23 protein-coding genes are annotated in these 25066 nt (G+C 74.2%); 14 read left to right on the plus strand and 9 right to left on the minus strand.

Annotated features, from left to right (window positions below):
* Nucleotide 1 precedes the first annotated feature (1 nt).
* Nucleotides 2-604, minus strand: coding sequence for a DJ-1/PfpI family protein (locus tag IO39_RS35255; protein ID WP_043632826.1), 603 nt, complete (start codon nt 602-604; stop codon nt 2-4).
* Entirely contained in the window at nt 601-1563 is a 963-nt protein-coding gene (locus IO39_RS35260; protein WP_043632829.1) for a GlxA family transcriptional regulator, read from the minus strand. The genes IO39_RS35255 and IO39_RS35260 overlap by 4 nt, the downstream gene beginning before the upstream one ends.
* 275 nt (nt 1564-1838) lie before the next feature.
* Between IO39_RS35260 and IO39_RS35265 the strand changes: the two genes are divergently transcribed.
* From IO39_RS35265 to IO39_RS35275, 3 genes are all read left to right on the plus strand, one after another.
* Nucleotides 1839-2087, plus strand: a complete 249-nt coding sequence (locus IO39_RS35265; RefSeq protein WP_043632832.1) for a DUF3817 domain-containing protein — start codon at nt 1839-1841, stop codon at nt 2085-2087.
* Nucleotides 2088-2136: 49 nt separating this feature from the next.
* Nucleotides 2137-2487, plus strand: a complete 351-nt coding sequence (locus IO39_RS35270) for a DoxX family protein (protein ID WP_043632835.1) — start codon at nt 2137-2139, stop codon at nt 2485-2487.
* Nucleotides 2488-2643: 156 nt separating this feature from the next.
* Nucleotides 2644-3861 (plus strand): MFS transporter, encoded by a 1218-nt coding sequence (locus IO39_RS35275; RefSeq protein WP_063765405.1) that lies wholly within the window; start codon nt 2644-2646, stop codon nt 3859-3861.
* Between the two features lie 66 nt (nt 3862-3927).
* On the opposite strand, the gene IO39_RS35280 is transcribed toward IO39_RS35275, so the two are convergent.
* A complete protein-coding gene (locus IO39_RS35280; protein WP_211267278.1) occupies nt 3928-4518 on the minus strand; it encodes a helix-turn-helix domain-containing protein in 591 nt (196 codons plus the stop codon).
* A gap of 156 nt (nt 4519-4674) precedes the next feature.
* Here IO39_RS35280 and IO39_RS35285 point away from each other — a divergent pair, with 156 nt between their 5' ends.
* Both IO39_RS35285 and IO39_RS35290 read left to right on the plus strand, forming a co-directional pair.
* Entirely contained in the window at nt 4675-6279 is a 1605-nt protein-coding gene (locus tag IO39_RS35285; protein ID WP_052423773.1) for an MFS transporter, read from the plus strand.
* A gap of 111 nt (nt 6280-6390) precedes the next feature.
* Nucleotides 6391-7602: a WD40 repeat domain-containing protein gene (locus tag IO39_RS35290; RefSeq protein ID WP_043632840.1), complete on the plus strand. Its 1212-nt coding sequence runs from the start codon at nt 6391-6393 to the stop codon at nt 7600-7602.
* On the opposite strand, the gene IO39_RS35295 is transcribed toward IO39_RS35290, so the two are convergent.
* Entirely contained in the window at nt 7584-8105 is a 522-nt protein-coding gene (locus IO39_RS35295; protein ID WP_043632844.1) for a hypothetical protein, read from the minus strand. The two genes, IO39_RS35290 and IO39_RS35295, sit on opposite strands and share 19 nt — an antisense overlap.
* A 62-nt stretch (nt 8106-8167) precedes the next feature.
* On the opposite strand from IO39_RS35295, the gene IO39_RS35300 reads away from it, so the two are divergent.
* The 5 genes from IO39_RS35300 to IO39_RS35320 all read left to right on the plus strand — a co-directional run bounded on the left by IO39_RS35300 (nt 8168) and on the right by IO39_RS35320 (nt 13136).
* Complete coding sequence (locus IO39_RS35300; protein WP_043632846.1) at nt 8168-8608, plus strand: MarR family winged helix-turn-helix transcriptional regulator; 441 nt, start codon at nt 8168-8170, stop codon at nt 8606-8608.
* Nucleotides 8609-9035: 427 nt separating this feature from the next.
* On the plus strand, nt 9036-9158 hold the full coding sequence (locus IO39_RS59160; RefSeq protein ID WP_281200315.1) for a hypothetical protein: 123 nt from the start codon (nt 9036-9038) through the stop codon (nt 9156-9158).
* Between the two features lie 229 nt (nt 9159-9387).
* Complete coding sequence (locus tag IO39_RS35310) at nt 9388-10296, plus strand: NmrA family NAD(P)-binding protein (RefSeq protein WP_043632852.1); 909 nt, start codon at nt 9388-9390, stop codon at nt 10294-10296.
* A gap of 105 nt (nt 10297-10401) precedes the next feature.
* On the plus strand, nt 10402-10860 hold the full coding sequence (locus IO39_RS35315) for a cupin domain-containing protein (protein WP_043632856.1): 459 nt from the start codon (nt 10402-10404) through the stop codon (nt 10858-10860).
* Nucleotides 10861-11018: 158 nt separating this feature from the next.
* Nucleotides 11019-13136 (plus strand): polyprenyl synthetase family protein, encoded by a 2118-nt coding sequence (locus tag IO39_RS35320; protein ID WP_157549291.1) that lies wholly within the window; start codon nt 11019-11021, stop codon nt 13134-13136.
* Here the strand turns inward: IO39_RS35320 and IO39_RS35325 are convergent.
* Nucleotides 13121-15388: an MMPL family transporter gene (locus IO39_RS35325; RefSeq protein ID WP_043632859.1), complete on the minus strand. Its 2268-nt coding sequence runs from the start codon at nt 15386-15388 to the stop codon at nt 13121-13123. The two genes, IO39_RS35320 and IO39_RS35325, sit on opposite strands and share 16 nt — an antisense overlap.
* A gap of 81 nt (nt 15389-15469) precedes the next feature.
* On the opposite strand from IO39_RS35325, the gene IO39_RS35330 reads away from it, so the two are divergent.
* The gene (locus IO39_RS35330; protein WP_043632862.1) at nt 15470-16081 is read left to right on the plus strand and encodes a hypothetical protein; all 612 of its coding nucleotides are present in this window, start codon (nt 15470-15472) and stop codon (nt 16079-16081) included.
* Between the two features lie 172 nt (nt 16082-16253).
* Here the strand turns inward: IO39_RS35330 and IO39_RS35335 are convergent, their stop codons facing one another.
* Nucleotides 16254-17456: an ROK family transcriptional regulator gene (locus IO39_RS35335; RefSeq protein WP_052423775.1), complete on the minus strand. Its 1203-nt coding sequence runs from the start codon at nt 17454-17456 to the stop codon at nt 16254-16256.
* 204 nt (nt 17457-17660) lie between these two features.
* Between IO39_RS35335 and IO39_RS35340 the strand changes: the two genes are divergently transcribed.
* The 3 genes from IO39_RS35340 to IO39_RS35350 all read left to right on the plus strand — a co-directional run bounded on the left by IO39_RS35340 (nt 17661) and on the right by IO39_RS35350 (nt 20977).
* Entirely contained in the window at nt 17661-18821 is a 1161-nt protein-coding gene (locus IO39_RS35340; RefSeq protein WP_043632865.1) for an epoxide hydrolase family protein, read from the plus strand.
* Between the two features lie 55 nt (nt 18822-18876).
* A complete protein-coding gene (locus tag IO39_RS51260) occupies nt 18877-19239 on the plus strand; it encodes a nuclear transport factor 2 family protein (protein ID WP_052423776.1) in 363 nt (120 codons plus the stop codon).
* Between the two features lie 133 nt (nt 19240-19372).
* Nucleotides 19373-20977 carry an FAD-binding oxidoreductase gene (locus IO39_RS35350; protein ID WP_043632868.1) on the plus strand — a complete coding sequence of 535 codons (1605 nt, stop codon included), beginning with the start codon at nt 19373-19375 and terminating at the stop codon, nt 20975-20977.
* 34 nt (nt 20978-21011) lie between these two features.
* On the opposite strand, the gene IO39_RS35355 is transcribed toward IO39_RS35350, so the two are convergent.
* The 3 genes from IO39_RS35355 to IO39_RS35365 all read right to left on the minus strand — a co-directional run bounded on the left by IO39_RS35355 (nt 21012) and on the right by IO39_RS35365 (nt 25052).
* Nucleotides 21012-21725 (minus strand): response regulator transcription factor, encoded by a 714-nt coding sequence (locus tag IO39_RS35355; RefSeq protein WP_052423777.1) that lies wholly within the window; start codon nt 21723-21725, stop codon nt 21012-21014.
* On the minus strand, nt 21665-23680 hold the full coding sequence (locus IO39_RS35360; RefSeq protein WP_084774024.1) for a sensor histidine kinase: 2016 nt from the start codon (nt 23678-23680) through the stop codon (nt 21665-21667). Before IO39_RS35360 ends, IO39_RS35355 begins: the two co-directional genes overlap by 61 nt.
* A 148-nt stretch (nt 23681-23828) precedes the next feature.
* The gene (locus IO39_RS35365) at nt 23829-25052 is read right to left on the minus strand and encodes an ROK family transcriptional regulator (RefSeq protein ID WP_211267281.1); all 1224 of its coding nucleotides are present in this window, start codon (nt 25050-25052) and stop codon (nt 23829-23831) included.
* Nucleotides 25053-25066: the final 14 nt, after the last annotated feature.

Here is a 25066-nt window from a genome sequence, read left to right on the forward strand (position 1 = left end):
CCTAGAGGGGCTCGTCGGCCAGGTACGGCGGGGCGGGCTCGTACTGGAGCTCGCGGCGCACGGCCCGCGCGTGCTCGCGGCCGTGCAGCTTTCCGACCAGCCACAACGCGCCGTCGATCCCGGCGGAGACGCCCTGGGTCGTGATCAGGTCGCCGTCCACGACGTAGCGGGCGTCACGGACGACGGTGACGTCCCCGCGCGCTTCGAGGGCGTCCTCGTAGGCCCAGTGCGTGGCCACGCGGCGCCCGCGGGCGGGGCCGGCGGCGTGCAGCAGGAAGGCGCCGGTGCACACGCTCATGGTCCAGGTCGCCTGCTCGGCGGTCTTGACGATCCAGTCGGTGACGGCGGCGTTGTGCGGCTCGATCTCGCGGGCGCCGCGCCCGCCCGGCACCAGCAGGACGTCCAGCGGCGGGTGGTCGCCCAGGGTGCGGTCGGGGATCAGGTGCATGCCCTTGCTGCAGCGCACCGGGTCGGGGTGCTCGGCGATGAGCAGCACCGTGTCGGCGCCGCCGCGCAGCAGGGCCGAGGTGGTGAAGACCTCCCAGGGGCCGGCGACGTCGAGCTCTTCGGCGACGTCGAAGATCAGCAGTCCGTACGTGGTCATCGGTGTTCTCCCAAGGTGGATCGGAATCTGTCGCGATAGTCGGAGGGGGTGACGCCCAGGCAGCGCTGGAAGCTGCGCCGCAGGGTCTCGGCGGTGCCGAAGCCGTAGCGGCGGGCGATGGCGTCGAGGGGGTCGCCGCCGTTCTCCAGGGCTCCCTGCGCCGCCTCCACCCGGACCCGTTCGACGTAGGCGGCGGGCGGGATGCCGAGCTCGGCGGTGAAGCGGCGTTGCAGGTGGCGGGAGCTGAGCCCGGCGCGGGCGGCCAGGTCGGCGATGTTGTGCCGGGCGCCGGGGTCGGCGTGGATGGCCGCCACGGCCTGGCGGATCGGGTCGGAGGAGGGCTGCATCGACCACAGCCCCACGCTGAACTGGGACTGGTTGCCGGGCCTGCGCAGGAACAGCACCAGGTGGCGGGCCACCTCCAGCGCCACCTGCTGCCCCTGGTCCTCCTCCACCAGGGCCAGCGCGAGATCCATCCCCGCGGTCACCCCGGCCGAGGACCAGAAGTGACCGTCACGGACGAAGATCGGATCCGGCTGGACGGTGACGGCGGGATACTCCCGCGCGAGCCGTTCGACCCTGGCCCAGTGGCTGGTGACGCGCCGGCCGTCCAGCAGACCGGCCTCGGCCAGCAGGAACGCCCCGCTGCAGACGGAGACGACCCGCCGGGCCCCGCGGGCGGCGGCGGTGATCCAGCCGGTCAGGCGCGGATCGTGCCTGGCGGTGTAGACGCCCGCCCCGCCGGTGACGACCAGCGTGTCGATGCCGGTCGGCGGCAGCGTCGCCACTCCGTGGCCGGCGTGCACCGGCAGACCGCTCTCGGCGCGCACCGGCCCCGGCACGGGGGCCACGACCGTGCAGTCGTAGCCCCCGGCGCGCCGGAACACCTCGTGCGGCCCGGCGAGGTCGAGCGATTGGAAGCCATCGAAGATGACGAAGGCGATGCGGGGTGGATGCACGCCACCACGATCCGGCCCCGGGATCGATGGCGTCAACGACACGTATGCCACAGATCGCGCCATCTGCCCCTCCGTCCGGCGCGGATCGGGGCCGGAGGGAGCAGCGCCATGCATGGCATGACCTGGGCGAACCTGGACGCTCCGCCTTCAGGCGACTTCCGGCCTCCGCTTTCAGGGAAGCTGAAACTCCGGCTAAGCTTCAGGCTCCCTGAAGGTTTGGAGAAGGAACCTCATGACCCCTGCCCGACCAGCCGTGCGCCCGGGAGCGTGACGGCGTGCGCGTCCTGCGAATGGCGGCCACCGCCGAGGCCGTCTCCCTCACGATCCTGCTCACCAACCTGGCCACGCTGCACCTCGAAACGATCACGAGCGTGGCGGGGCCGGTGCACGGCACCGCCTACGTGACCGTCATCGCCGCCACCTCGCTGGCACGGAGCGCGAGAGGCGTGCGCCTGCGCGCGCTCGTCCCGGGGGTGGGCGGCCTGCTCGCCCTCCGGCACCTCCTCCGCACGCAGCAGGAATGATCGGCCGTGTCCGCCCCGCTCCCCGCGCCTCGACCCGAAGGGCAGCCGCATGCACACCGCCTACCTCGTCGTCACCGTCGTCACGATCCTGGCCAACGCCGTGATCGCCCTCCTCGACCTCGCGCGGGTCCCCTGGGTGCTGGGCAACTCCGCCGCGGTGAACGTCGACCCGTCCTGGGTCCCGCTGCTGGGCGTGCTGAAGGCCGCCGGAGCCGCCGGGCTGGCCCTGGGGCTCGCGGGAGTCCCGTACGTCGGTCTCGCCGCCGCCGTCGGGCTCGTCCTGTTCTTCCTCGGCGCGCTCGTCGCCCACGTCCGCGCCGGGGTCTTCCACAACATCGCCGTGCCGGGGGCGTACTTCGCCCTGGCCGTCGCGTCCGCCGTCCTCGCCGCCGCACAGTGACGGCGCCGGGGACGGGCCGGCGCGGTTCCGGAACGTCTCGTGACCCTGTCCTCCGCCGGGGAGGGCGAGACCTAGGACCAAGGGCGGATCAGGGCCCGGGCCCGTAGGACCATCGTCCGATGCCGTTCGCGGCGGCGCCCCCGCGACACTGATCGCATGGCTTCCCCCTCCCTCACGAGAACCGCCGGCGTGCGCCCGTTCCTGGTGGGCATGTTCGTCGACGCGCTCGGCAACGGGCTGTACGTGCCCCTGACCCTGCTGTTCGTCCACGAGGTCACCGGCCTGCCGATGACGACCGTGGGGCTGGGGGTCACCGTGGCGGCGGTCGTGGGACTGGCGGCCAACCCGGTGGCCGGGAGCCTCATCGACCGGTTCGACGCGCGCCGCGTGCTGATGGGCACCTACGTGCTGCGGGCGCTGGCGTTCGCCGCCTATCCCCTGGTGGACGGCTTCGCGGCGCTGATCGCCGTCGCCGCGCTGGTCGCGATCGGCGATCGCGCCTACTACCCGGCCTCCGGCGGCTACGTCTCCGCCCTGGCCGAGGGCGCGCTCAGGGACCGCCTGTACACGCTCCTGGCCACCGCCAGGAACGTCGCCTTCGGCCTGGGCGGCCTGCTGTCGGCGGGCCTGGTCTCCCTCGCCGGCGCCGGCGGGTTCGCGGTCGTCGCGCTGGTGAACGCGGCCAGCTTCGCCCTGGCCACCGCCTGCCTGGTCCTGTCCGGGCGGGGGGCGCCCGCCCCGCCGCCCCGGCAGCCGGGCGGCTACCGCCAGGTGCTCGCCGACCGGCCCTTCGTCACCCTGGTGGCGGCGGAGCAGGCCTACACCCTGATGCACCTCATCCTCCCGGTCGCCCTGCCGGTGTACGCGGTCACCGTGCTCGGCGCCCCGCCCGCCCTCCTGGGCATCCTCTACGCGATCAACACCGTCCTCGTGGCGGCGGGCCAGCTCCCCGTACGGCGGTGGCAGCGTCACACCCGCCGCACCCACGCCATGGCGCTGAGCGGCCTGATCATGATGCTGGCGTGCGCCGGCTACGCCGCGACGGCGCTGCTCCCCGCCGGACCCGCGCGCATCGGCGGCCTGCTCGCCGCCACGCTCGTCCTCACCCTCGGCGAGCTCATGCACACCGTGCCCAGCTGGGCCCTGGCGGCCGGCACCGCGCCGCCGGCGCTGCGCGGCCGCTACCTCGCCGTCTACCAGCAGACCTGGGCCGTGGCCGCGGTCGTCGCACCGGCCGGCTTCTCCGCCCTGCTCGACACGGCGCCGCCCCTGCTGTGGCTGACGCTGGCGGCCCTGGTGGGGCCGGCCGGGCTCGCCCTGCTCCGCCTGGCCCGCCGCCTGCCCGCCGACGCGGTGGCACCGCCCGGAGCTTGAGCGCTGCCGCGAACCCGGTCAGCCGGTCGAGCACGAAGGGGATGTCCAGCTCTGGAGCGGGTCCGGCTAGGGAGCGGCTTGCGGGGCCTCGCGGTCGTCGTCGCGCTGGTGGCCGCGGCGCGCGTCGCGGTCGAAGATGCCCAGGATCTCGCACGGCCCGCCTTCGGCGCCGATGGCGTGCGGCATCATCGTCGGGAACTCGGCGGCCTGGTTGGCCTCCAGGCGCAAGCGGCGGTGGCCGAGCATGAGGATCGCGGTGCCGGACAGGACGACGAGCCATTCCCGGCCCGGGTGGGCGCGCATCCGGGCGGGATTGTCGGGCGGCGGCTCGGTCATGCGCCGGCGCATCACGGTCATGCCGGGGTCACTCTTGATCGGCCAGCGCATCACGCCATGGACGCTGTCGATCATGGGGCTGATGACGACGTCGTCGGAGGCGGTCTCGACCAGCTGGTCGAGGGAGGTGTCCAGGGCGCGGGCGAGGGTGACGAGCTGATCCAGCGCGAGGCGGCGCCGGCCGTTCTCGATGCGGCTCAGGGAGGACTGGCTGAGCCTGGCGCGGGCGGCCAGCTCTTCCAGGGACCAGCCCTGCGCGACCCGCAGAGCGCGGATGCGTTTGCGTACGAGGCTGTCCAGGTCTTCATCTTCTTGCTTCATGGGCAAGATTCTATGCCCCTGGTGCAAGGCGCGCCTATCGTCGCACGCAGATCCGTTGAGGCCGGGCGCCGAGGAGAGACGACGGCTGACCTCCTTCGCCGGCTCGTCGTCCGGGGCGACGCCTGCCTTTCGACCTGCGTTTCTTGAGAGGAATCCATGACCACGAACCAGCCCGTACAGGGGGAAACCGCCGCGGCGAGCGGCCGGGACGCGCCGGACGCGCGCCAGCTGCGCACCATCCTGATCGCCGTCTGTGTCGCGTTGATGGCGGTCATCGCCTCGGTGACCGGGTTGAACGTCGCCCAGCCCGACATGGCCGTCGAGTTCGGCGCGTCACAGACCACCATCCTGTGGATCATCAACGTCTACACCCTCACCCTGGCCGCCCTGCTGCTTCCGCTCGGCGCGATCGGTGACCGGCTGGGCCGCAAGCCCACGCTGATCACCGGCCTGATCGCCTTCGGGATCGCCGGCGCGCTGGCGGGGCTGGCCCCGTCCGCCGAAGTCATGATCGCCGCCCGGGTGCTCAGCGGCGTGGGCGCGGCGATGATCATGCCGATCACCCTCGCCGTGATCACCTCGACCTTCCCCGACGAGCGGCGCGGAAAGGCGATCGGCGTGTGGACCGGCGTCGCCGGGGGCGGCGGCATCATCGGCATGTTCCTGTCCGCCCTGCTCGTGGACGTGGCGCACTGGCGGTGGCTGTTCCTGCTGCCCGTCGTCCTGGCCGCCGTCTCGCTCGGCATGATGCGCTCCGTGCCCGACTCCCGCGAGCACTCCGGGCACCCCTTCGACACCATCGGCGCGCTGACCTCCGTCGTCGCCGTGGCGGGCCTCATCTTCGTCCTCCAGGAAGGCCCGGAGCGCGGCTGGAGCGACCCCGTCACCCTGGCCGGCCTCGCCGCCGGCCTGGCGGCCCTGCTCTTCTTCGTGGCCCGGGGCCTGCGCCGGGGGGACGCGTCCCTGCTGGACGTGCGGCTCTTCCGCGAGCGCGGCCTGGCCGGCGGCTCCCTCACGCTGCTGGTGGTCTTCGGTGTCCAGGCGGGCGTGTTCGTGGTCCTCTTCCCGTTCCTGCAAGCCGTGCTCGGCTGGTCGGGGCTGCTGTCCACCCTGGCGCTGATGCCCATGGCCGTGCTGATGATGCTGACCTCCGGCGTGGCGCCCAGGCTGGCCGCGCGCATCGGCGCCCGCTCCACCATGGCGGCGGGAATCGTGCTGTTCGGCGCCGGGCTGGCCCTCATGGCGGGCATCGTCTCCGTCGCGGGCGGCTACCTGTCCATCCTGCCCGGCATGCTCGCCATGGGCATCGGCATGGGCCTGGCGATGGCCCCCTCCACCGAGGCCATCACCAGCTCCCTGCCGAGGGAGCAGCAGGGTGTCGCCTCCGCGCTCAACGACATCACCCGCGAGTTCGGCACCGCACTCGGCGTCGCCCTGCTCGGCGCCCTCCTGGCGCGGGGCTACCGCGCCGCCATCGACGACGAGCTCGGCGGCCTCCCCCAGGGCGCGGCGGACGCCGCCCGCCAGGGCGTCGCCAACGCCATCGAGGCCGCGGGCGCCGCCGGCCCCCACGCGCGAGCCCTGGCCGACGCCGCCCGCCAGTCCTTCGTCGACGGCTGGCAGCAGGCCATGTGGGCGGGGGTGGTCGTCATGGGCGTCCTGTTCGTCTACACCGCCGTCCGCGGCCCGCGGAACAGGCCCTCCGCCTCGGCGGGCAGGGAGCAGACCCCCGAAGACCGGCACCCCCAGATGACCGCATGAACCCGGACCGGCCCGCGCGGCCTCCCCCTCCGGCCGGACGGCGGCCTTCACCTTCTTTTGCGGTGCCGGCTGATGTCATGGGGGGCCGGCGTGATCCGGTACCGTGCCGGGATGCGCCGAGCTGCGATCACGCTGAGCCACCCGGGCCCGCCGGGCCCCAGACACGTCGAGCTCGCGGTTCAGGGGAGCGTCCTGTCGCGGCGGTGGTGGACCGGCGCCGGCAAACCGCGCGAGAGCGCGAAGACCTTCGGCGACGAGCACGGCGCACGGGACGCGCTGGAGAAGGAGACGCGCGCCAAGATGCGCGACGGCTTCGTCCTCCGGCGTGCCGCCGACGCGGCCGAGCCGGGCGAGCTGGTGTTCCAGTGCATGGTGCGCGGCGCCGGCGGCGACCTGTTCGACCTGCATCCGGACGGCCGCACGCTGGCGATCGGGGCGACCCCGCACGACCCCCGGCGGGTGGAGATCACCGTGATCGACCTGCCGACCGGGGCCCGGCGCCCGGTCCACGCCGAGTCGGGCCGGATCGGGCAGCAGGGGGTCTGGTTGCAGGCCATGGCGTTCGACGCGGACGGCTCCCGGCTGGTGTTCGCCGTGAACGGCGAGACCCGGGAGCTGGACCTCGGCAGCGGCGAGACGCGCGTCCTGGCGGTGCACGACCTTCGCACGATCAATCCGTTCTTCGCGCAGCCGTGCTGGGACGCCGCCCGCGAGCGCCTGCTGCTCTTCCACCAGGACCGGGTACGCGTCCTCGGCCCGGACCGCGAGCCGCTGTTCGACCTGCCGGTGGGCGAGCGGCCCGGGTTCCGGACCGCCACGCTGTCACCGTCCGGCCGGCTGGTGGCGCTGACGTTCGGCGAGCTGTCGCAGGTGGAGATCTGGGACGTGCAGGGCGGCGGCCGGGTGCTGGCCGAACGGTTCCCGTATCCGCCGGGCTTCACCGGCGCGCCGACCGGGATCCACCGTCTCGGCTTCGACCCGGAAGAACGCCTCCTCGTCGCCGGCGGCCCTCACCTGGCCGGGTGGTTCGCGATGGCGGCTGACACCGGCGAGTTGCGGTGGGCCGTGGCGGACAGCCAGGTCACCGGGCGCTACCAGAGCTGCGGTGACTGGGCCTACTCCCCGGACGGGACGGTCGCCGCCATGGGCGGGTGGGACGGCGTCGTCACCACGTTCCCGGCCGCCACCATGCGGCGCACCGGAACGGCGTACCTGGGCGGGTGGCCCTGCCGGGTGCGGCGGGTCGCGTTCTCCCGCGACGGCGCGCTCCTCCTCATCGGCGACGACAGCGGCCGCGTCTCCGTTCACAGGGTGGCCGGCTGACCGGCCGGGACCGGGCTGTCCCGGTGGAAGATCGCCAGGAGGGCGAACCAGACCAGGATCATGATGCCGGCCGGGCGCAGGAACTCCTCCGCGAGGGCGGTGCCGGCGAAGGAGTAGCCGCCGAGCCAGACACCGGTGATGACGCCGACCACGCGGACCGGCCACGAGTGGCTGACCAGGGAACTGGCCACGATCCAGACGCCGGCGAGGACGTGGCCGCCGAGCCGGACCGCCCAGGCCGTGTCGTACTCGATCGCGTTGATCATGAGAATTCCGGCGAGGACGTCGAGCGCCACCCAGCCGTAGCCCGCGGCCTTGGCCCAGGGCGCCGCGTCCAGCCGGGACACCAGGAAGAGGATCGAGAGGTGGAAGAAGACCCCCAGGTATTCTCCCCACGCCACGTCCGGGTCCGTGAAGAAGGCGATCACCGCGGGGAGGAACAGCAGGAGGGGTAGGAGCGCCACCACGCGCAGGCTGGCATAGTGCCGCCGAGGATCGAGCATTCGAGTGGTCCTTACACATGAGCCGTCTTGGTCACGTCGAACACTAGGAAGCAGGTGTTGATATGTCAACAGTTGGGTCGGGAGAGGCGACCGAGCTGTGGCTGCGGTGGAAGCGCGCGCACGAGCTGGTGCGTGCCGCCGTCATCGCCGAGACCACGGCCGCGTCCGGCGTCTCCGAGCCGGAGCTGAGCGTCCTGGTGTGCCTGCACGAGTCCGGCGGGAGCCTGCGGCAGAACGCCCTGGCCGCCGCCCTCGGCTGGGACCGCACGCGGCTGTCGCACCTGCTGACCCGGATGACCGACCGCGCCTACGTGGCCCGCGACAAGGTCGCGAACGGGGTGGAGGTCGTGCTGCGCCCGCAGGGCAGGGAGGTGCTCGACGCGACGCTGCCCACGCTGGAGGCCGCCACCCGCCGCCATCTCCTGGACCGGCTCGGCCCCGACGACGCCGCGACGCTCAAGACCCTCGTCGACCGCCTCCTCTCCGGCGAACGAGGCACCTGAGCCTGCCGCCCGGCGAAAGAGGCACCCGAGCCCGGCGCCCGGCACGTCAGGCACGTCAGGCACGTCAGGCACGTCAGGCACGTCAGGCACGTCAGGCAGGAGGAATCATGACAGCGGAGCTCATCGCATGCCCGCTGTCGCCTCGCCGTGCGCCTCGCCGTGCGCCTCGCCGTCATCGAGCCGGAGACGGGGGTGCGGCCGGATCGGGACTGGATGCGCCAGGACCATCCCACCCCGCTCGACCCTAGCCGTTCGGCACGTCGATGGATCCGTCGAGGCCGGCGACGCGGTGAACGCGGCGTTGACGTGCGCGACGGCGAGGGCGGTCAGCGGATCGCCGCCGAGCCGCGGGTGCATGCATTTGCATCGAGTCTCCTCATGCGCGATAGTTGGTTGTGTCAAACCAACCTTTTGGAGTGGTGTGCGGATGGAACACGTGCCGGCCGGCGAGGACGGCCTCTCCCGCGCGCGGCGTGAGGCCGCCGGCGGCGTGGCGGCGGCGCCGGCCACGGCGGGCGGCCGGATGGGCCTGATGCACGCCCGGACATAGCCCCGCCGGCACGTCGCCGCACCTCCATCCGGCGGCGGACGCCTTTCATCGGCCCGGGGCCGGGCCGCCGCGATCGCCACCCGCCTCCGGGGCCCGCGCACCCGGGCGCGACGTGACCGTCCGGCGCGTTCCCGCTCAGCCCTTGGCCGAATCCTGAGACGCCCCTGCGCCCGCCCCGGGCTCCGGGTGAACGTTCGAGTTAGTTACTGTGACAAGGAGTTCATTCATCATGTCCTCTTCCCCCAAGGTCTTCGTGGCCGGCGCCACCGGGCTGCTCGGCGGCCAGATCGTCCGGGCCCTTCTCGACCGGGGCGCCTCCGTGCGGGCCCTGGTGCGGCCGGGCGCCGGCGAGGAGAAGAAGCGCGCCCTGACGGAGCTGCGGGCCGGCGGCCTGGAGGTGGCCGAGGGTGACATCACCGATCCGGCCGAGCGGCTGGCCGAGGCCATCGGTGACGCCACGACCGTGATCTCGGCCGTCCAGGGCGGCCCCGACGTGGTCGTGGACGGCCAGGTCAACCTCGCACGCGCCGCGGAGAAGGCCGGCGCCCGGCGGTTCATCCCGTCCGACTTCGCCTTCGACCTGACCAAGCTGGACGACGGCGACAACTTCATGATCGATTGGCGACGGCAGGCCGCCGCCGCGCTCGCCGGCTCCGGGCTTGACGTGGTCTCCGTGCTCAACGGGGCCTTCTACGAGGTGATGACCGGCTTCATGGGGCTCATCGACTGGGAGCAGGGCACCCTGTCCCACTGGGGAGATCCCGACCAGCCGCTCGACCTGACCTCGGTGCCCGACACCGCCGCCTACACCGCCGCCGTCGCCCTCGACCCGGCCGCCACCGGCACGCTGCGCTTCGCCGGCGAGGTCATGTCGATGCGCCAGTTCCACGACGCCGTCCAGCGCGGCTCGGGCCGCACGCTGCGCCTGCGCCACCTGGGCAGCGCCGACGACCTGCGCGCGGAGATCGCCCGCCGGGCGGCGCAGACGGACAACCCGTTCGAGTACGTGGCGCTGCAGTACCAGTGGTGCATGGTGACCGGCAAGGCCAAGTTCGACAGGCTGGACAACGCCAGGTATCCGCAGGTCACGCCGCAGCCGCTGGTCGACTTCGTGCGCGCCGGCGCGACCGCGTCCTGACGCGCGGCCCGGCCTTCTCCCGTTGACCAAGCGGACCACAGTCCGGTACGGTGCCAGTATCCGGACTGAGGTCCGTTTTGGTTGTGACACTACAGGAGATCAGGCATGCGCAAGAAGCTGTTGCTGGCCGGCATGGCCGGCGTGCTGGCCCTCATGACTAGCGGGGCGACCGCCTCGCTCGCCGACTCCCGCCCCACGCAGGCGGCGGACCGGGTCATCCACCACTCGCACAAGGAGAAGGGGTCGCCCTGCGAAGGACTGGAGGGATGCACGTTCGTCCAGCTCAAGGGCGACCCGAAGACCGGCCCGTCGGAGGCGATGTTCACCCTCAAGGCCGGCACCCCCTTCTCCCCCCACTGGCACACCAGTCCCGAGCACGTCGTGGGCGTCTCGGGAGTCATGTTGTGGCACGTGGAAGGGCACAAGACCTACCGGGTAGGCGCGGGCGACTACCTGTACTACCCCTCGAAGGCGGTGCACTGGGGCAAGTGCGCTCCGGGCTCCGACTGCGTCTACTACGTGTACGACTCCCGGCCCTACGACTTCCATCCCGCCGAACGCTGAGGAAACGCAGCGCGATCAAGCCCCGGGCGGCGGGCGGAGGTCGGTCCCGTCCTGGGGGGTCCGGGCTGATCCGGTGGCAGTCACGGCATGCCATCCCCCATCATGACGAAGAGCGATCGCATGCACGCGTATCGTCACCGATCCGAAGGGTGGGCGCCGTGGGAGTTGAGCCGATCGTCGAGGCGGGCACGCAGACGCTTCCCGGCCCCGATCTCGAACACGAGGAGTGGCGCTTCGCCGCGGTGCTGCGTGACGAGGGCGGGGTGGAGCACCGGCTGACGGCCGGCTTCCAGGTCCGTCGCGTCACCCGTCCCGACGGCGGCCCGCTTGTCGCCCATGGATGCGAGTGGGCGACGTGCGTCCCCGGGCGGCCCGCGTACCGGGCGTTCACCTGGTGCGACGCGGGCGGGGTCGAGCTGACGCGGCAGGACGCGGGCGACGGGTGGGACCCGCGCGTCGGCGAGGCGGTCCGCGAGGCGTGCGCGAGCGGGCGGCCGATCCTTCCCGCGCGGCTGCTGCCCGGGCCGGCCGAGGTGACGGCCGACCGCACCCGTCTCGACTTCGGCGGCGTCGCCGAGCTGCGGGCGCCCGGCGAGGAGGGCTGCCGCGTCGTGCTGCGCGGCGACGGCGACGAGTGGGAGCTGACCGCGCGCCCGCTCAAGCCGGCCGTGGCGGCGTCCGGCGCGGAGCTCGTCACCCGCCTCGCGGTCGAGGCGACCTGGCGGCGGCCGGAACGCCCGCCCATCCCGCTGACGGGGATCGCCCTGTACCGCCGCGGGCCGGGCCCGGCCCAGGACGGCCGCGCGCGGATCGCGGTGCACCTGGACAACGGGTGGGACGTGGTGGCCGCGGACGGCCGGCTGCTGCTGGTCGCGCCCGACGGCGCCCGCACCGACAGCCCCGTCACCCTGGTCCCGGGCGAGAGCTGGATCTCCACGACGACGCTGCACGCCTACCCGATCGGCTGGCGGATCGAGGCGCCGGGCGCCGGCCTGTCGCTGCGCGTGGCCGCCTGCTTCCCCGAGCAGGAGCGGCAGGCGGCGTTCGGGCTGTCCGCCCTGCTCGACGCCGCCGTCACGGCCGACGGCGAGCTGCGCGGCGAGCCGGTGAGCGGCGCCGGCTGGCTGGAGATCCAGCCCGATCACCGCATCACCGACTTCGAAGGGCACGTCGAACGGCTGCGCGACCTCACCCACGCCGAGGTCGTACGCCTGTATCCCGACGAGCCCGACCCGGCCGCCATCGCCACGCTGGCCGGGCTCTCCCCCGCCGGCTCCTGGCCGGTCGACGCCGTCGCCGGGCCGCTGCACCGCGCGCTGGTCACGCCCGTCCGCCACCTGGCCGACGCGATGGGCAAGGGCTGGCGCAGCTACGCCGCGCTCGCCGCGATGGAGATGCAGGGCGTCGACAGCGGGCGCTACCGGGCGCTGGCGGCGCTCGTCGAGCTGATGCACACCGCCAGCCTCATCGTGGACGACGTGGAGGACAACGCGCCGACGCGCCGCGGCCGGCCCGCCGTCCACACGGTGTTCGGGCAGGCCACCGCCATCAACACCGGCACGCACGCCTATCTGGTCTTCGACCAGGTGGTACGCCACCTGATGCCCGATGACCCGGACCGGCGGCTGCGGCTCTACCAGGCCTACCTCGACGGCATGCGGCGCAACCACGCCGGTCAGGCGCTCGACATCGCCGGGCACCACGACGTGATGGAGCTCGCCGTGGCCACCGGTGACGCCGCCGCCGTGCTGGAGCGGGTGCGGACCACGCACCGGCTCAAGACCGGCGGGATGGTGCGGGGCGTGGGAGAGTTCGGCGCGATCCTCGCCGGGGCCGGCGAGGAGCTGCTGGCCGCCGTCAGCGCGTACTTCGAGGCCGTGGGGCTGGCGTACCAGATCACCGACGACGTGGCCGACCTGCGGGCGGTGCTGGCCGTGGACGGCCGTCCCGGCGCCCGCGTCGCCAAGCTCCCCGGCGAGGACATCCGTGAAGGCAAGGTCACCTACCCGCTCGCCCACGCGATCGCGCGGCTGCCGCGGCACCGGCTGCGGGAGGTCTGGGAGATCGTCCGGGCGGGCGGCGCCGATCCGGTCGCGGCGGCCGAGGTCGCCCGCGCCGTGGACGGCTGTGGCGCCATCGAGGCCAGCCTGGCCGACGCGCGCGCGGCCGTCGACCGGGCGTGGCGGCCCCTGCAGGACCTGCTGCCCGTCAACCACCACACGGTCATGATGCGCGCCCTCGGCCTCTACGCGGCCACCCGTCAGCTCGACGAGTGACGCGCGAACGGCAGCCACCAGTTGCGGTCGCCGAACAGCCGCATCAGCGCCGGGACGAGGACGAGCCGGATGAGGGTGGCGTCCAGCACGATCGCGACCGCGACGGTGAGCCCGAGCTGCACCAGATGACGGCTGTCGGCCGTGAGCAGCGCCGCGAACGTGGCGACCATGCAGGCGGCGGCCACGGTGATCGGCCTGGCCGTGTGCGTCAGGCCGTCGGCCACGGCGGCGGTGTTGTCGCCGTGGACCTGGTAGTGCTCGGCGACGCGATGGATGAGGAAGATCTCGTAGTCGATCGACAGGCCGAACACCAGCGTGAACGCCAGCAGCGGGACCAACGTGTTGACCTCGGCGCCGACCAGGCCGGGAAGGTGGCGGGTGGCCAGGGTCAGCAGCCCGAACGCGGCGAGGACGGCCAGCAGGTTCATCACGACGGCCTTGACCGGCAGCACGACGCTGCGGAACGTCACCAGCAGGAACACCAGCGAGCAGCCCAGCACCAGCGGGATCACGGTGCCGAGCTGGGCGGCGGTCTCGTCCATGAGATCGGAGAAGATCATCGTGGGCCCGGTCACGTACACCTGCTGGCCGGGCGGCAGCGTCGCGGGCGCGAGCCGCCCGGTGATCTGCCGGGCCAGCTCGGTCGTGGCCGGGTCGTCGAGGCTCGTACGCGTGAAGACGATCACGACGGTGAGGTCGTGGCCGTTGTCGACGGAGGCGGTCAGCGACACCCTGGGGTCGTCCTTGAGCGCGGCGACCAGCGCGGAGGCGGCGACCGGCGGCGTGCCGGCGGGGTGCGGCAGCACCACGGCCACGGCCGAGGCGATCCCGTCGGCCTCCATGTGCGCCAGGCCGCGCGCGAAGTCGGTGCCCGCGAGCGCCGGCCGGTCCAGGTCGAAGCCGAGACGCGCCCCGGTCAGCGGCGCCGCGGCCAGCAGCAGCGCCCCGGAGCAGGCCAGCGTGTAGGCGACGGGGTGGCGCATGAGGTGCCGGGCCCATCGCGCCCAGCCGTCACCGCCCGCCGGAGCGGCGGCCCGGCGGCGCAAGGACTGCCTGTCGGCGCGGCGGCGGAGAAGCCATCTGTCGGCGGCGCGGCGGCGGAGGAGCCACCTGTCGGCGGCGCGGCGGCGGAGGAACCACCTGTCGGCGGCGCGGCGGCGGAGGAGCCACCTGTCGGCGGCCACGAGCAGCGCGGGCGGCAACGTGACGGCGACCGCGGCCGCCACCACGGCCGCCACGCACACCGCCACCGCCATCGTGCGGATCATGGGTGTGCGGACGACCAGCAGCGCCGCCGACGTGAGCGCCACGCCGAGCGCGCACCAGATCGCCGTGCGCCCGGCGGTGCTCACCGCGGCCCCGGCGGCCTCGTGCCGGTCGTGCCCGGCGGCCCGCGACTGGCGGTAGCGCAGCAGGATCAGCAGCGCGTAGTCGAGGCCGAGGCCCAGCCCGACGGTGGCCGCCACGGCGAGCATGAACGTGTTGACCGTCACGCCCAGCAGGCTCGCCACACCCAGCAGGCCGAGGCAGGTCACGGTCACGGCCCCGGCCACCGCCAGCACCGCCGCGGCGGCCCCGATCGCGCCCAGTCCGGCCGCCAGCGCCAGCAGTGACAGCGGCACGGCCAGCAGCTCCGCCCGCTGGAGGTCGGCCAGGTCGGTCCGTTTGATCAGGGTCAGCAGGGCGCCCTCGGCCACCACGTGCACCTCGACCCGCCCCCCGGAGGCCCGGTCCGCCGCGTCACCGGCCGCGCGCAGCAGTGACGGCAGCGCCTCCTGCCGAGCCCGCTGGTCGCCGTTGACGCCGAGGAGCGCGTACACCCGCCGCCGGTCCTGGCCCGGCACGGCGGGCAGCAGCCGCACCCCGCCCACCAGGGGCCGGGCGGCCACGGCGCGCGTGGCGTCGTGAAGCGCCCGCTGGTAGGGCCCGTCGGCGTCGGTGAGCGTCGCGGAGGCGAACACCATCAGCATCTGCTCGCCCCCGAGCTGCGGAAAGCCCTGCTGCAGCAGCCGCGCGGCGTCGGCCGAGCCCGACCCCTCGACCCGGATGGCGGGCGCGGCCGAGCGTTCGACGAGGCCGGGGACCAGCACCGCCGACCCGGCCACGAGCACCAGCCACACGGCGAGGACCAGCCGGTGGCGGCGCGCCGCCAGCAGGCCCAGCCGGCACCAGACCGAGCGACGCCTCCGGTCACCGGCAGCCGGCGGCCCGGGCGCCGGCTCGCCGGTCGGCGCGTCTGAGGACACCGCCATGATGCCGCCTCCTGGTAAAGAGAGTCCCAAACGTGTTACAAAATGTAGTCAATCAGATCCGTACAGTTATGAGGAGGATGTGTGTCCCAGTCACGCCCCCACCGCGTTCGCGGCCTCGCCGTCGCGGTCGTCGTCGCCGGTCTCGCGGTGCCGTTCCTGGCCTCCACCGGCTCCGCCGAGACCGTCGCCCGCCCGGCGGCGCCACCGGCCGCCGCACCGGCGGCGGCCGCCACGGCCGTGCTGAAGTGCGACGTGCGCACCGCGCCCCAGCACCCGATCGTCTTCACCCCCGCGCTGCGCGACGCGGCGGCGCGGCACACCGAAGGGCAGGGCGTCCTCCTCCTGGAGAACTGCACCTCACCCTCGGGCACGATCACCGACATCAGGTCGGGGCGGCTGGAGGTGAGCGGCAGCGCCACCGCGAGCTGCCGCAGCGTCGCCGACCTGGCCGCGACCGGTAACGTCACCTGGCGCAACGGCCAGGGCACGAGCGTGGGCACCTCCACGCTCACTGCCTCCCACCCGGGCAGCGCCACCCTCGCCGACAACCTGCTGAGCGGCACCGTCGCCGCCGGCCGGCTCAAGGGCCGTTCCTTCAGCGGCACCGGCACCATGACCTCCGACCTCAACCAGTGCACCACCCCCGCCGGCTTCACCCAGCTCACCGGCACGGGCCAGATCTCCTTCACCTGACCCCGGCGACCGGAGGAAGCAGCCGAGGCCCAGGCGCGTCGCCAGGGCGCTGCCGAACGGCAGAGGCACCGTGACGACGGCCCAGAGGCACCGTGGCGACGGCCTGCACGCGGACGGCAAGGACCCTCCGCCCGCCCTCATGGGGCGGTGCGGAGGGCACGCGGTGTGGGGCTCAGGCCGGGGAGGGGCGCTGGGCCGCCCAGGCGGTGAGTCCTTCCTCGGTGAGGACGTGGTCGAGGGCGGTGGCCACGGCTCCGCGCAGGGCCGCGTCGCGGCCGAGGGCGGCGGCGAGCACGGGGGGTGGGTGGGGGCGGCGGAAGCGCATGAGGCCGTGGGTGAGGGCGGTGGTGAACTCGGGTTCGGCTGCGGCGCGTAGTGATGGCGCCAGGCCGCCGAGGGTGACGACGGCTGGGTCCAGGGCGTTGATCAGGCCGGCCAGGCCGTGGGCCAGCGCGGTGGCGGTGCGGGCGATGGCGGCGCGGGCGGCCGGGTCGGCGGGGGCGCGGGTGAGGATCTGTTCGGCGTAGGTGCGGGGGTCGGGGGGTGGAGGCTGGCCGAGGTGGCGGGCGATGGCGCGGCCGTCGACGGTCAGGTCCCAGCAGCCGTGGGCGCCGCAGGGGCAGCGCAGGGCGGGGTCGCCGAACGGCAGGTGGCCGAACTCCCCGCCGGCGCCGGTCGCGCCGTGCAGGGGGCGGCCGTCGATGACCAGGGTGCCGCCGATGCCGACCTCCACGGTGAGGTGCAGGACGGTCGCCGCCGCGGCCGCGGCGCCGTGGCGGGCTTCGGCGAGGCCGGCGAGGGTGGCGTCGTTGCCGATCAGCAGCGGGGTGCGGGGGTCGGGTGCCAGGGCGGTCAGGTCGACGGCGTCCCAGCCGAGCACGCTGGATTGCACGACGGTGCCGTGTTGCACGGTCGCGGCGATGGCCACGCAGGTCGCCCGGATGCGGTGGCCGTAGTGGTGGTGCAGGCGTCGCACCGCCCGGGCGACCGCGGCGATCACGTGCTCGGGGGCGCGGCTGTGGTGTGGTGCGGTGTCGGTGATGCGGGGCTGTCCGTCGAGGGGTGCGATCGCGCAGCGCCAGTCCTCCTGGCGCAGGTCCACGGCGATGACGAGGGGGCCGTCCGGGTGGGGGGTGAGCACGCTCGTCGGACGGCCCCGTGACGTGGCGGCGGCCGGGGTCTCGGCGAGCAGGGCGAGGTCGCGCAGCCGGGAGGTGATCTCGGTGGCGGAGCCGGTGCTGAGGCCGAGCCGGCGCGCGACGGCCGCTCTGGTCACGCCCGGCTCGCGGCGCATCTCCCGCAGCACGGCCAGGGCGCCGCGCCAGCGGAGATGGGTGGCACGCGCCGGCCCGGTCCGGTCGGGTGGGGTTGCCATGTGTCGTTCCCCTTCGTTTATGCTCGGTGGACGAGTTTAATCGAAGGGGGCGCTGTCCGAACGGATCTCGCGGCGATCTGTCCCTGCCCGCCTCGACCGGCCCGCCTCGGCCGGCCCGCCCGCTCCAGCGCTCGCGGTGAAACGACGCCGTTCCATCGCTGACCATCGAATGATCCCGCGAATGATCCCGACGAGGAAGGCAGCATGTCCGACCACGTGACACCATTCCGTCTCGACATCCCGGAGCCCGCGCTGGCCGACCTGCGCGAGCGGCTGCGGCGCACGCGGTGGCCCGAGAAGGAGACGGTCGAGGACTGGTCGCAGGGCGTTCCGCTGGACTACCTGCGCGAGTTGTGCCGGTACTGGGCCGACGAGTACGACTGGCGCGCCACCGAGCGGCGCCTGAACGCGCTGCCCCAGTTCCGGACCTCCATCGACGGCCTCGGAATCCACTTCCTGCACGTCCGCTCGCCCCACGAGGACGCGTTGCCGATCATCCTGACCCACGGATGGCCCGGCTCGATCGTGGAGTTCCTCAAGGTGATCGGCCCGCTCACCGACCCGGCGGCCTACGGCGGCGACGCCCGGGACGCCTTCCACGTCGTGTGCCCGTCCCTGCCCGGCTACGGCTTCAGCGACAAGCCGGAGCACCGCGGCTGGGGCGTGGAGCGGATCGCCGACGCCTGGATCGAGCTGATGGCCCGGCTCGGCTACGACCGGTACGCCGCGCAGGGCTCCGACTGGGGCACGACCGTCACCACGCTCATCGGCCTGCGCGACCCCGCCCACGTGGCGGGCATCCACCTCGTCCCGCCGCTGGCGGCCCCGGACCCGGCCACGTTCGGCGACCTCACCGCCGCCGAACGGGCCGCGCTCGCCGACCTGGAACGCGGCCGGGAGGACGAGGACGGGTACTCCCTGGAGCAGTCCACCCGGCCGCAGACCATCGGCTACGGCCTCGTCGACTCGCCGGCGCTGCTGTGCGCGTGGATCATCGAGAAGTTCCGGTCCTGGACCGACGGCGGCGGCCACCCCGAGGGCGCCCTCACGCGCGACGAGCTGCTCGACAACCTGATGTTCTACTGGCTGCCCGGGACCGGCGCGTCCGCCGCCCGGCTCTACTGGGAGAGCTTCAAGGCGGTCCAGCGGCTCTTCACCACCGGGACGACGGACGTGGTGACCGTCCCGGCGGGCTGCTCGGTCTTTCCCGGGGAGAACCCCAGGCCGTCGCGGCGGTGGGCCGAGCGGCGCTTCACCGACATCCTGTACTGGAACGAGCCGGCCAAGGGTGGCCACTTCGCCGCGTTCGAGCAGCCGGGCCTGTTCGTCGAGGAGCTCCGTGCCTTCTTCCGCCTGCTCCGCTGACCGCGCGACTGCCGCCGGCCCCCGTCAGGTCACGTACGAACCCGGAGGAGACACTGTGGAGACGGATCTTCGCGCCCATGCCGACGCCTGGCTGGCGGCCTGGGAGCGCCGCGATCTCGATGCGATCCTGGCCTGCTACGCGGAGGACGTCGACTTCGCCGCCCCTACCGTGGCGCGCCGCTGGGGACGTGCCGACGGCCGGCTGCACGGCAGGGCGGAGCTGCGCAGGCACTTCGAGCTCGGCCTGGAACTGGCCCCGGACCTGACCTTCACCGAGGAGGCGCTGCTGCCCGGCGCGGGCGGCTATGCGCTGCTGTACCGGCGCGAGAACGGCAACCGCGTGCTCGACGTCGTCGAGCTGGACCGGCACGGCAGGGCCGCCCGCGTCCGCGCCTTCTACCAGGGCCCGCAGCGGTGATCCGCGTCCTCCTCGTCCGCCTGGGGGTTATCTCCCATCCCGGACGGGTGCCAGGGCGGTTCTCCGCCGGGTGACCGCGCTCCTAGCGTGGCCCTCGCACGGATTTCACGCTGCGAGCAGGAGGTGGTCGATCGTGGGCAAGGTGACCCGCCGCGGATTCATGGGCGGGGCGGCGGCAGCCGGTGGGACGGCGGTGCTGGATCTCGGCACGCCGTCGCGGGCGGAGGGCCGGGAGCTGGGGCCGGTCCGGATAGCCCCGGGTGATCCGCGTTACGAGGATCTCGCCGTACGCCGGACGAACCAGCGCTTCGATCCCAGGCCGGAGTACTTCCACGTGGCCGGCTCGACCGCGCAGGTGGAGAAGGCCGTGGAGGAGGCCGTCAGGGCGGGCAAGCGGGTCACCGTGCGCAGCGGCGGCCACTGCTACGAGAACTTCGTCGGTGACGGCGCGCAGGTCGTGATCGACCTGTGCGAGATGTCGGAGGTGTACTTCGACGACAGGCGGGGCGCGTTCGCGATCGAGGCGGGCGCGACGCTGATGCAGGTGTACCGGAAGCTGTACCTGGGCTGGGGGGTGACGATTCCCGGCGGCCAGTGCGGCGGGGTGGCGGCCGGCGGCCACATCGCCGGCGGCGGCTACGGCCAGCACTCGCGCCGGCTGGGCGCGGTGGTCGACTACCTGCACGCCGTGGAGGTCGTGGTGGTGGACCGCGCGGGGCGGGCGCGAGCGGTGATCGCCACCAGGGATCCGTCCGACCCCCACCATGACCTGTGGTGGGCGCACACGGGCGGCGGGGGCGGCAACTTCGGCGTCGTGACGCGTTACTGGATGCGCGACCCGCGGGCGAAGGGGAAGGATCCCCGCACGCTGCTGCCCAAGCCGCCGCCGGCCCTGCTGGTCTGCCATCCGGCCTGGTCGTGGGGCGACATGAGCAGGGAGTCCTTCACCGCCTTGCTGCGCAACCACGGCGCGTGGCACGAGCGCAACAGCGACCCCGGCTCGCCGTACGCGGGGCTGTGGAGCGCGCTGATCGTCCAGAGCCGCGCCCAGGGGGCGGATCCCGGCGGCATGATCCTGCCGACCATGATGGACGCCTCCGTCCCGGACGCCGGCCGGCTGCTCACCGACTACTTCGCGGCGCTGACGCGGGGAGTGGGGGCGCGGGCGTACATCCCCGAGGTGCGGCGGCTGCCGTGGTACCAGGCGGTCAGCACGCAGGCACTCGGCGCCGACCAGGAGTCGGGGAGGTTCAAGGCCAAATCCGCCCAGCTGCGCCGGCGCTTCACCGACCGGCAGATCGGGGTCGCCCACGACCACCTGAGCGTGCCCGCTCCGGCGTCCGCGAGCGGGGTGCTGCTGCTGGCGTCGTACGGCGGGCAGGTCAACACCGTGGCCTCCGGCGCGACCGCCATGGCCGAGCGCGACTCGATCCTCAAGGCGCTCTTCCTGGGCACCTGGACGGACGGCGACGGCGCCGCGGGCATCGCCTGGGTGCGGCGCTTCTATCAGGCGATGTACGCCGGCACGGGCGGAGTGCCGGTCCCGGGCGGCGCCAGCGGCGGCGCGTACATCAACTATCCCGACGTCGACCTGGCCGATCCGGCGTGGAACGCCTCCGGCGTGCCCTGGTCCACGCTCTACTACGGCGGCAACTACCCGCGCCTGCAGCGGGTGAAGGCCCGCTGGGACCCGCGCGGGGTGTTCCGGCACGCCCTGTCCGTCCGGCCCGCCGGCTGATCGCGGCCCTCGGTTGATCACGGCCCCCGGCCGATCACGGCCCGGCGGGGTCCGGGCGGGCGGGGTCCGGGCGGGCGGGGTCCGGGCGGGCGGGGTCCGGGCGGGCGTGGTTGAGGAAGGCCAGCACGGCCAGGACCCGGCGGTTGGTGTCGTCGGTGGCCTGGAGGCCGAGCTTGGCGAAGATGGCGGCGATGTGCTTGCCGAGGGTGCCCTCGCTGATGTAGAGCTGCCCGGCGATGGCGGCGTTCGAGCGGCCCTGGGCCATGAGCTGGAGCACCTCGCGCTCGCGCGGGCTCAGCGACGCGACCGGGTGCAGGGGCGAGGTGCCGCCGAGCAGCTTCGCGATCACCTCCGGGTCCATGGCGGTGCCGCCGGCCGCGACGCGGCGCAGCGCGTCGACGAAGTGGCCCGTGTCGAAGACGCGGTCCTTGAGCAGGTAACCGACGCCTCCGGCGCCGTCGGCCAGCAGCTCGCGGGCGTAGATCTGCTCGACGTACTGCGACAGGACCAGGACGGGGAATCCGGGATGGCGGGTGCGGGCCTCGATGGCGGCCCGCACCCCTTCGTCGGTGTAGCCGGGCGGCAGGCGCACGTCCACGATGGCGGCGTGCGGCCGGTGCCGGGCCAGGGCGTCGAGCAGCTCCGCGCCGGTCTCCACCGCGGCCACGATCTCGACGTCGTGGGCTCTCAGGAGGTGGGTGAGCCCTTCCCGGAGGAGGTAGACATCCTCGGCGAGGACAACGCGCATGGAATCTCCAAGGTGGCGACGGTGGGTCCGCCCGGTGGGCTGGACAGGGTCAGAACGCCGTCGAAGCCGTCGAGGCGGCGCCGGATGCCGTGCAGCCCGCCCCCGCGTCCGATCACGGCGCCGCCCCGCCCGTCATCGGTCACGGTGACCGTCAGCACGCCGTCCGCGTGGCGCAGCTCCACCAGGGCCCGTGACGCGGCGGCGTGCTTGGCGGCGTTGGTCAGCAGCTCGGACACGGCGAAGTAGACCGCCGCCTCGATCGGTGCGGCCGTCCGGCCCGGCAGGCGCACGCGGACCTCCGCCTCCAGCGGAGCGTCCATCGCCAGGGTGCGTACGGCGTCGGCGAGCCCGCGGTCGGCGAGCACCGGCGGGTGGATGCCCCTGATGAGCTCGCGCAGCTCGGCGAGCGCGGTCACCGACATCTCCTTGGCGCCGGCGATCATCGCCCTGGCCGCCTCGGGGTCCCGGTCGATGAGCCCTTCCGCCGCCCCCAGCGTCATCCCGACGGCCACCCACCGGGCCTGCGCGCCGTCGTGCAGGTCGCGTTCGATCCGGCGCAGCTCGGCGGCCTGGGCGTCCCGGAGCCGGGCGCGGCTGCTGGTCAGGGTGTCCACCCGGCTGGTCAGCGTGTCCACCCGGCCGGTCAGCAGCGCCGCCCGGGTCGGGCCGAGCAGCGACCGGCTCAGCAGGGCGTGGCAGCGCAGCAGCGCGGGGGCGACGGCCAGGCCGAGCGCGGCGGCGGCCAGGCCGGCCACCGGGGCCGGCAGGCCCGGCCACCCCGGTACGGCGGCGTGCAGCAGGTCGTCGGGCGACCACGTCAGCCCGGTGAGCAGGCCCAGCGCCTCGGTCCACAACCACAGCCAGCACAGCCCGGCCAGCCCGCCGACGATCAGCACGGCCGGTCCGGCGAACAGCACGGCGGCGACGGGCGCCTCCAGGAACAACCAGGCCAGGTCCCGCCACGAGGCCCGGTCGCGGGCCAGCCACCCGAACCGCCGCGCCCGCAGGGCGGCCGCCCGTGTCCGGTGCACCGTGCCGACCGGCCCCCACCCCAGCCGGTACGACCCGTCCGGCTCGGGATCGGGCGGCGGCGGCTCGGGACGGTACGGCTCGGCGATCCGCACGCCCGTCCACGCGCCGATCCGGGCCCGGCGCCAGGACACGAAACGACGCGAGCCCAGCACCGTCTCGGGCCACAGCCGCGCCGGCATCAGCCCGATCGCCACCACCTGGGTCACGGCGAACACCATCGCCACCCCGGACAGCACGACGCTCGCGCACAGCCGCGCCCCGGCGGCGGCCCTCGCCCCGGCGGCCGCCGCGACGCGGCCCGGCGCGCGGCGTGACGACGGCGCGAGCAGCACCCGGGTCCAGCGGGCGTGCAGGTGCAGCAGCCGGGGCCCGAGCGCGAGGCCGAGCAGCAGCGCCGCGGCGCCGGCCGGGCGGTGGGACCACACCGCCGCGAGCCCGCCGCCGATCAGCGCCGGCGCGAGCCCCGCCAGCACGCCGCCGATCGGCGGGTTGAGCAGCAGCCACGCCAGGTCGCGCGCGGTCGCCGGATCGCGGGCGATCCACCGCAGCCGCGCCAGGTAGGCGGGCGGGAACGCCGAGCGGAACAGGGCGTCGCCGTCGCGGTGCCAGCCGTCGGGATCGCGTACGGGCGGCGGCGGCGCCGGGCGGTAGGGCGAGGCGATCTCCACGCCACCCCACCGGCCGGCCAGCCGCCGGGCCAGTTCGGGCAGCCGGCGGCCGTGCTCGACGAAGAACGCCGGGGACGGCAGCCCGGCGTGCGCGCCCACGAAGATCACGACCAGCAGCGGCGGCCCCAGCAGCGCGAGCCCCGCCAGCGCCAGGCCGCGCAGGGGCGCGGTCACGTACCCGGCGAATCCCCCTGCCGGCGCCAGGCCACGCAGGGGCGCGCTCACGTACCCGACGAACCTGCTCCCTCGCCGCACCTCGCGCCTCCACGAGCCTCACGATCCCGGCCGCCCGGACTGTCCGGCTTCTCGATTCTGCGTCGCCGCACCTGTGGCCCGCACGATGAAAGCACGCCGGCCGGCGGTGACGGCATGGGTGCCAGCCCCCATTCGCGGGGGTACGGGATCAGCGCAGGGCGGACAGCGTGCCGAGGGGGTTGTCCAGGAGTTTGGCGAAGGCGAGCTCGGCGGCCCCGGCGAGCGTGGTGTCGTCACCGAGGGCCGTCACGGTCAGGCGGACCCGTTCGCGGGAGACCGGCAGGACGTGCGCGTCGATCCGGGCGTGGACGCGGGACGCCGCGCCCGGGTAGACGTCGCGGAGCATCCCGCCGAAGACCACGAGCGCCGGGTTGAACAGGTTGATGAGGTTGACGACGCCGACGCCGAGCCAGTCGCCGACGCGGTCGAGGGCGTCCCGCGCCCGGGGGTCGCCGGTCCCGGCGAGGGCGACGACGGCCCGGATGCCGTCGCGTCCGACGAGGTCGCCGGAGCGTCCCGCGTAGTCGAGCAGCGCCTCCTCCCCCACCTCGGCCTCCAGGCAGCCGCGCGAGCCGCACAGGCAGGGCCGCCCGTCGAACGGGTTGACCAGCATGTGCCCGAGCTCGCAGCCGTAGCCCGCGTCGCCGTCGAGGAGTTCGCCGCCGACGATGATCCCGCCGCCGACGCCGACGTCGCCGTGCAGGTAGATGAGGTTGTCGACGCCGCGTCCCGCGCCGCGCACGTGCTCGGCGATCGCGCCCAGGTGCGCCTCGTTGCCCACCTCGACGGGCAGCCCGAGGCCGAGCCCGGCGCCGAGTTCCGGGCCGAACGCCTGGTCCACCCAGCCGAGGTGCGGGCCGTACCGGACCGTGCCGTCGACACGCCTGATCAGCCCGCAGTACGACGCGCCGACACCCACGCACAAGGCGTCCGGCCCGGCTCCGGCGACCAGCTCGCGGCCGAAGGCGGTCAGCACGCCGACGACGTCCTCCAGGTCGACCCCGGCGCGGGTGCGCACGGCCTCGCGGCGGTCGAGGACCCGGCCGCCGAGCCCGACCCGGGCCGCGAGCAGCCGGTCCACGGCGACGTCGAAGGCGAGCCCGTACACGGTCGCCCGCTCGGGCATGACGACGATGGACGGCCGCCCGGCGCGGCCCCGCCCGGTGGGGACGCCCTCGCGGACGAGCCCGGCCGCGGCGAGTTCGGCGGTCAGGTCCATGATGGTGCTGCGGTTGAGGCCCATCCGGCGGCTGAGCGCGGCCCGTGACACCGCTTCGTCCTGGTGGACGTGGCGCAGCACCTCGCTCAGGTTCCGCTGCCGCATCTGCTCCTGCGTCCGCGCGCCCGCCGCCGATCCCGTCACCCGCGCCAGCCTAGAACCTGTCC

It is taken from the genome of Nonomuraea candida (assembly GCF_000725485.1).
In the GTDB taxonomy this organism is placed as follows: domain Bacteria; phylum Actinomycetota; class Actinomycetes; order Streptosporangiales; family Streptosporangiaceae; genus Nonomuraea; species Nonomuraea candida.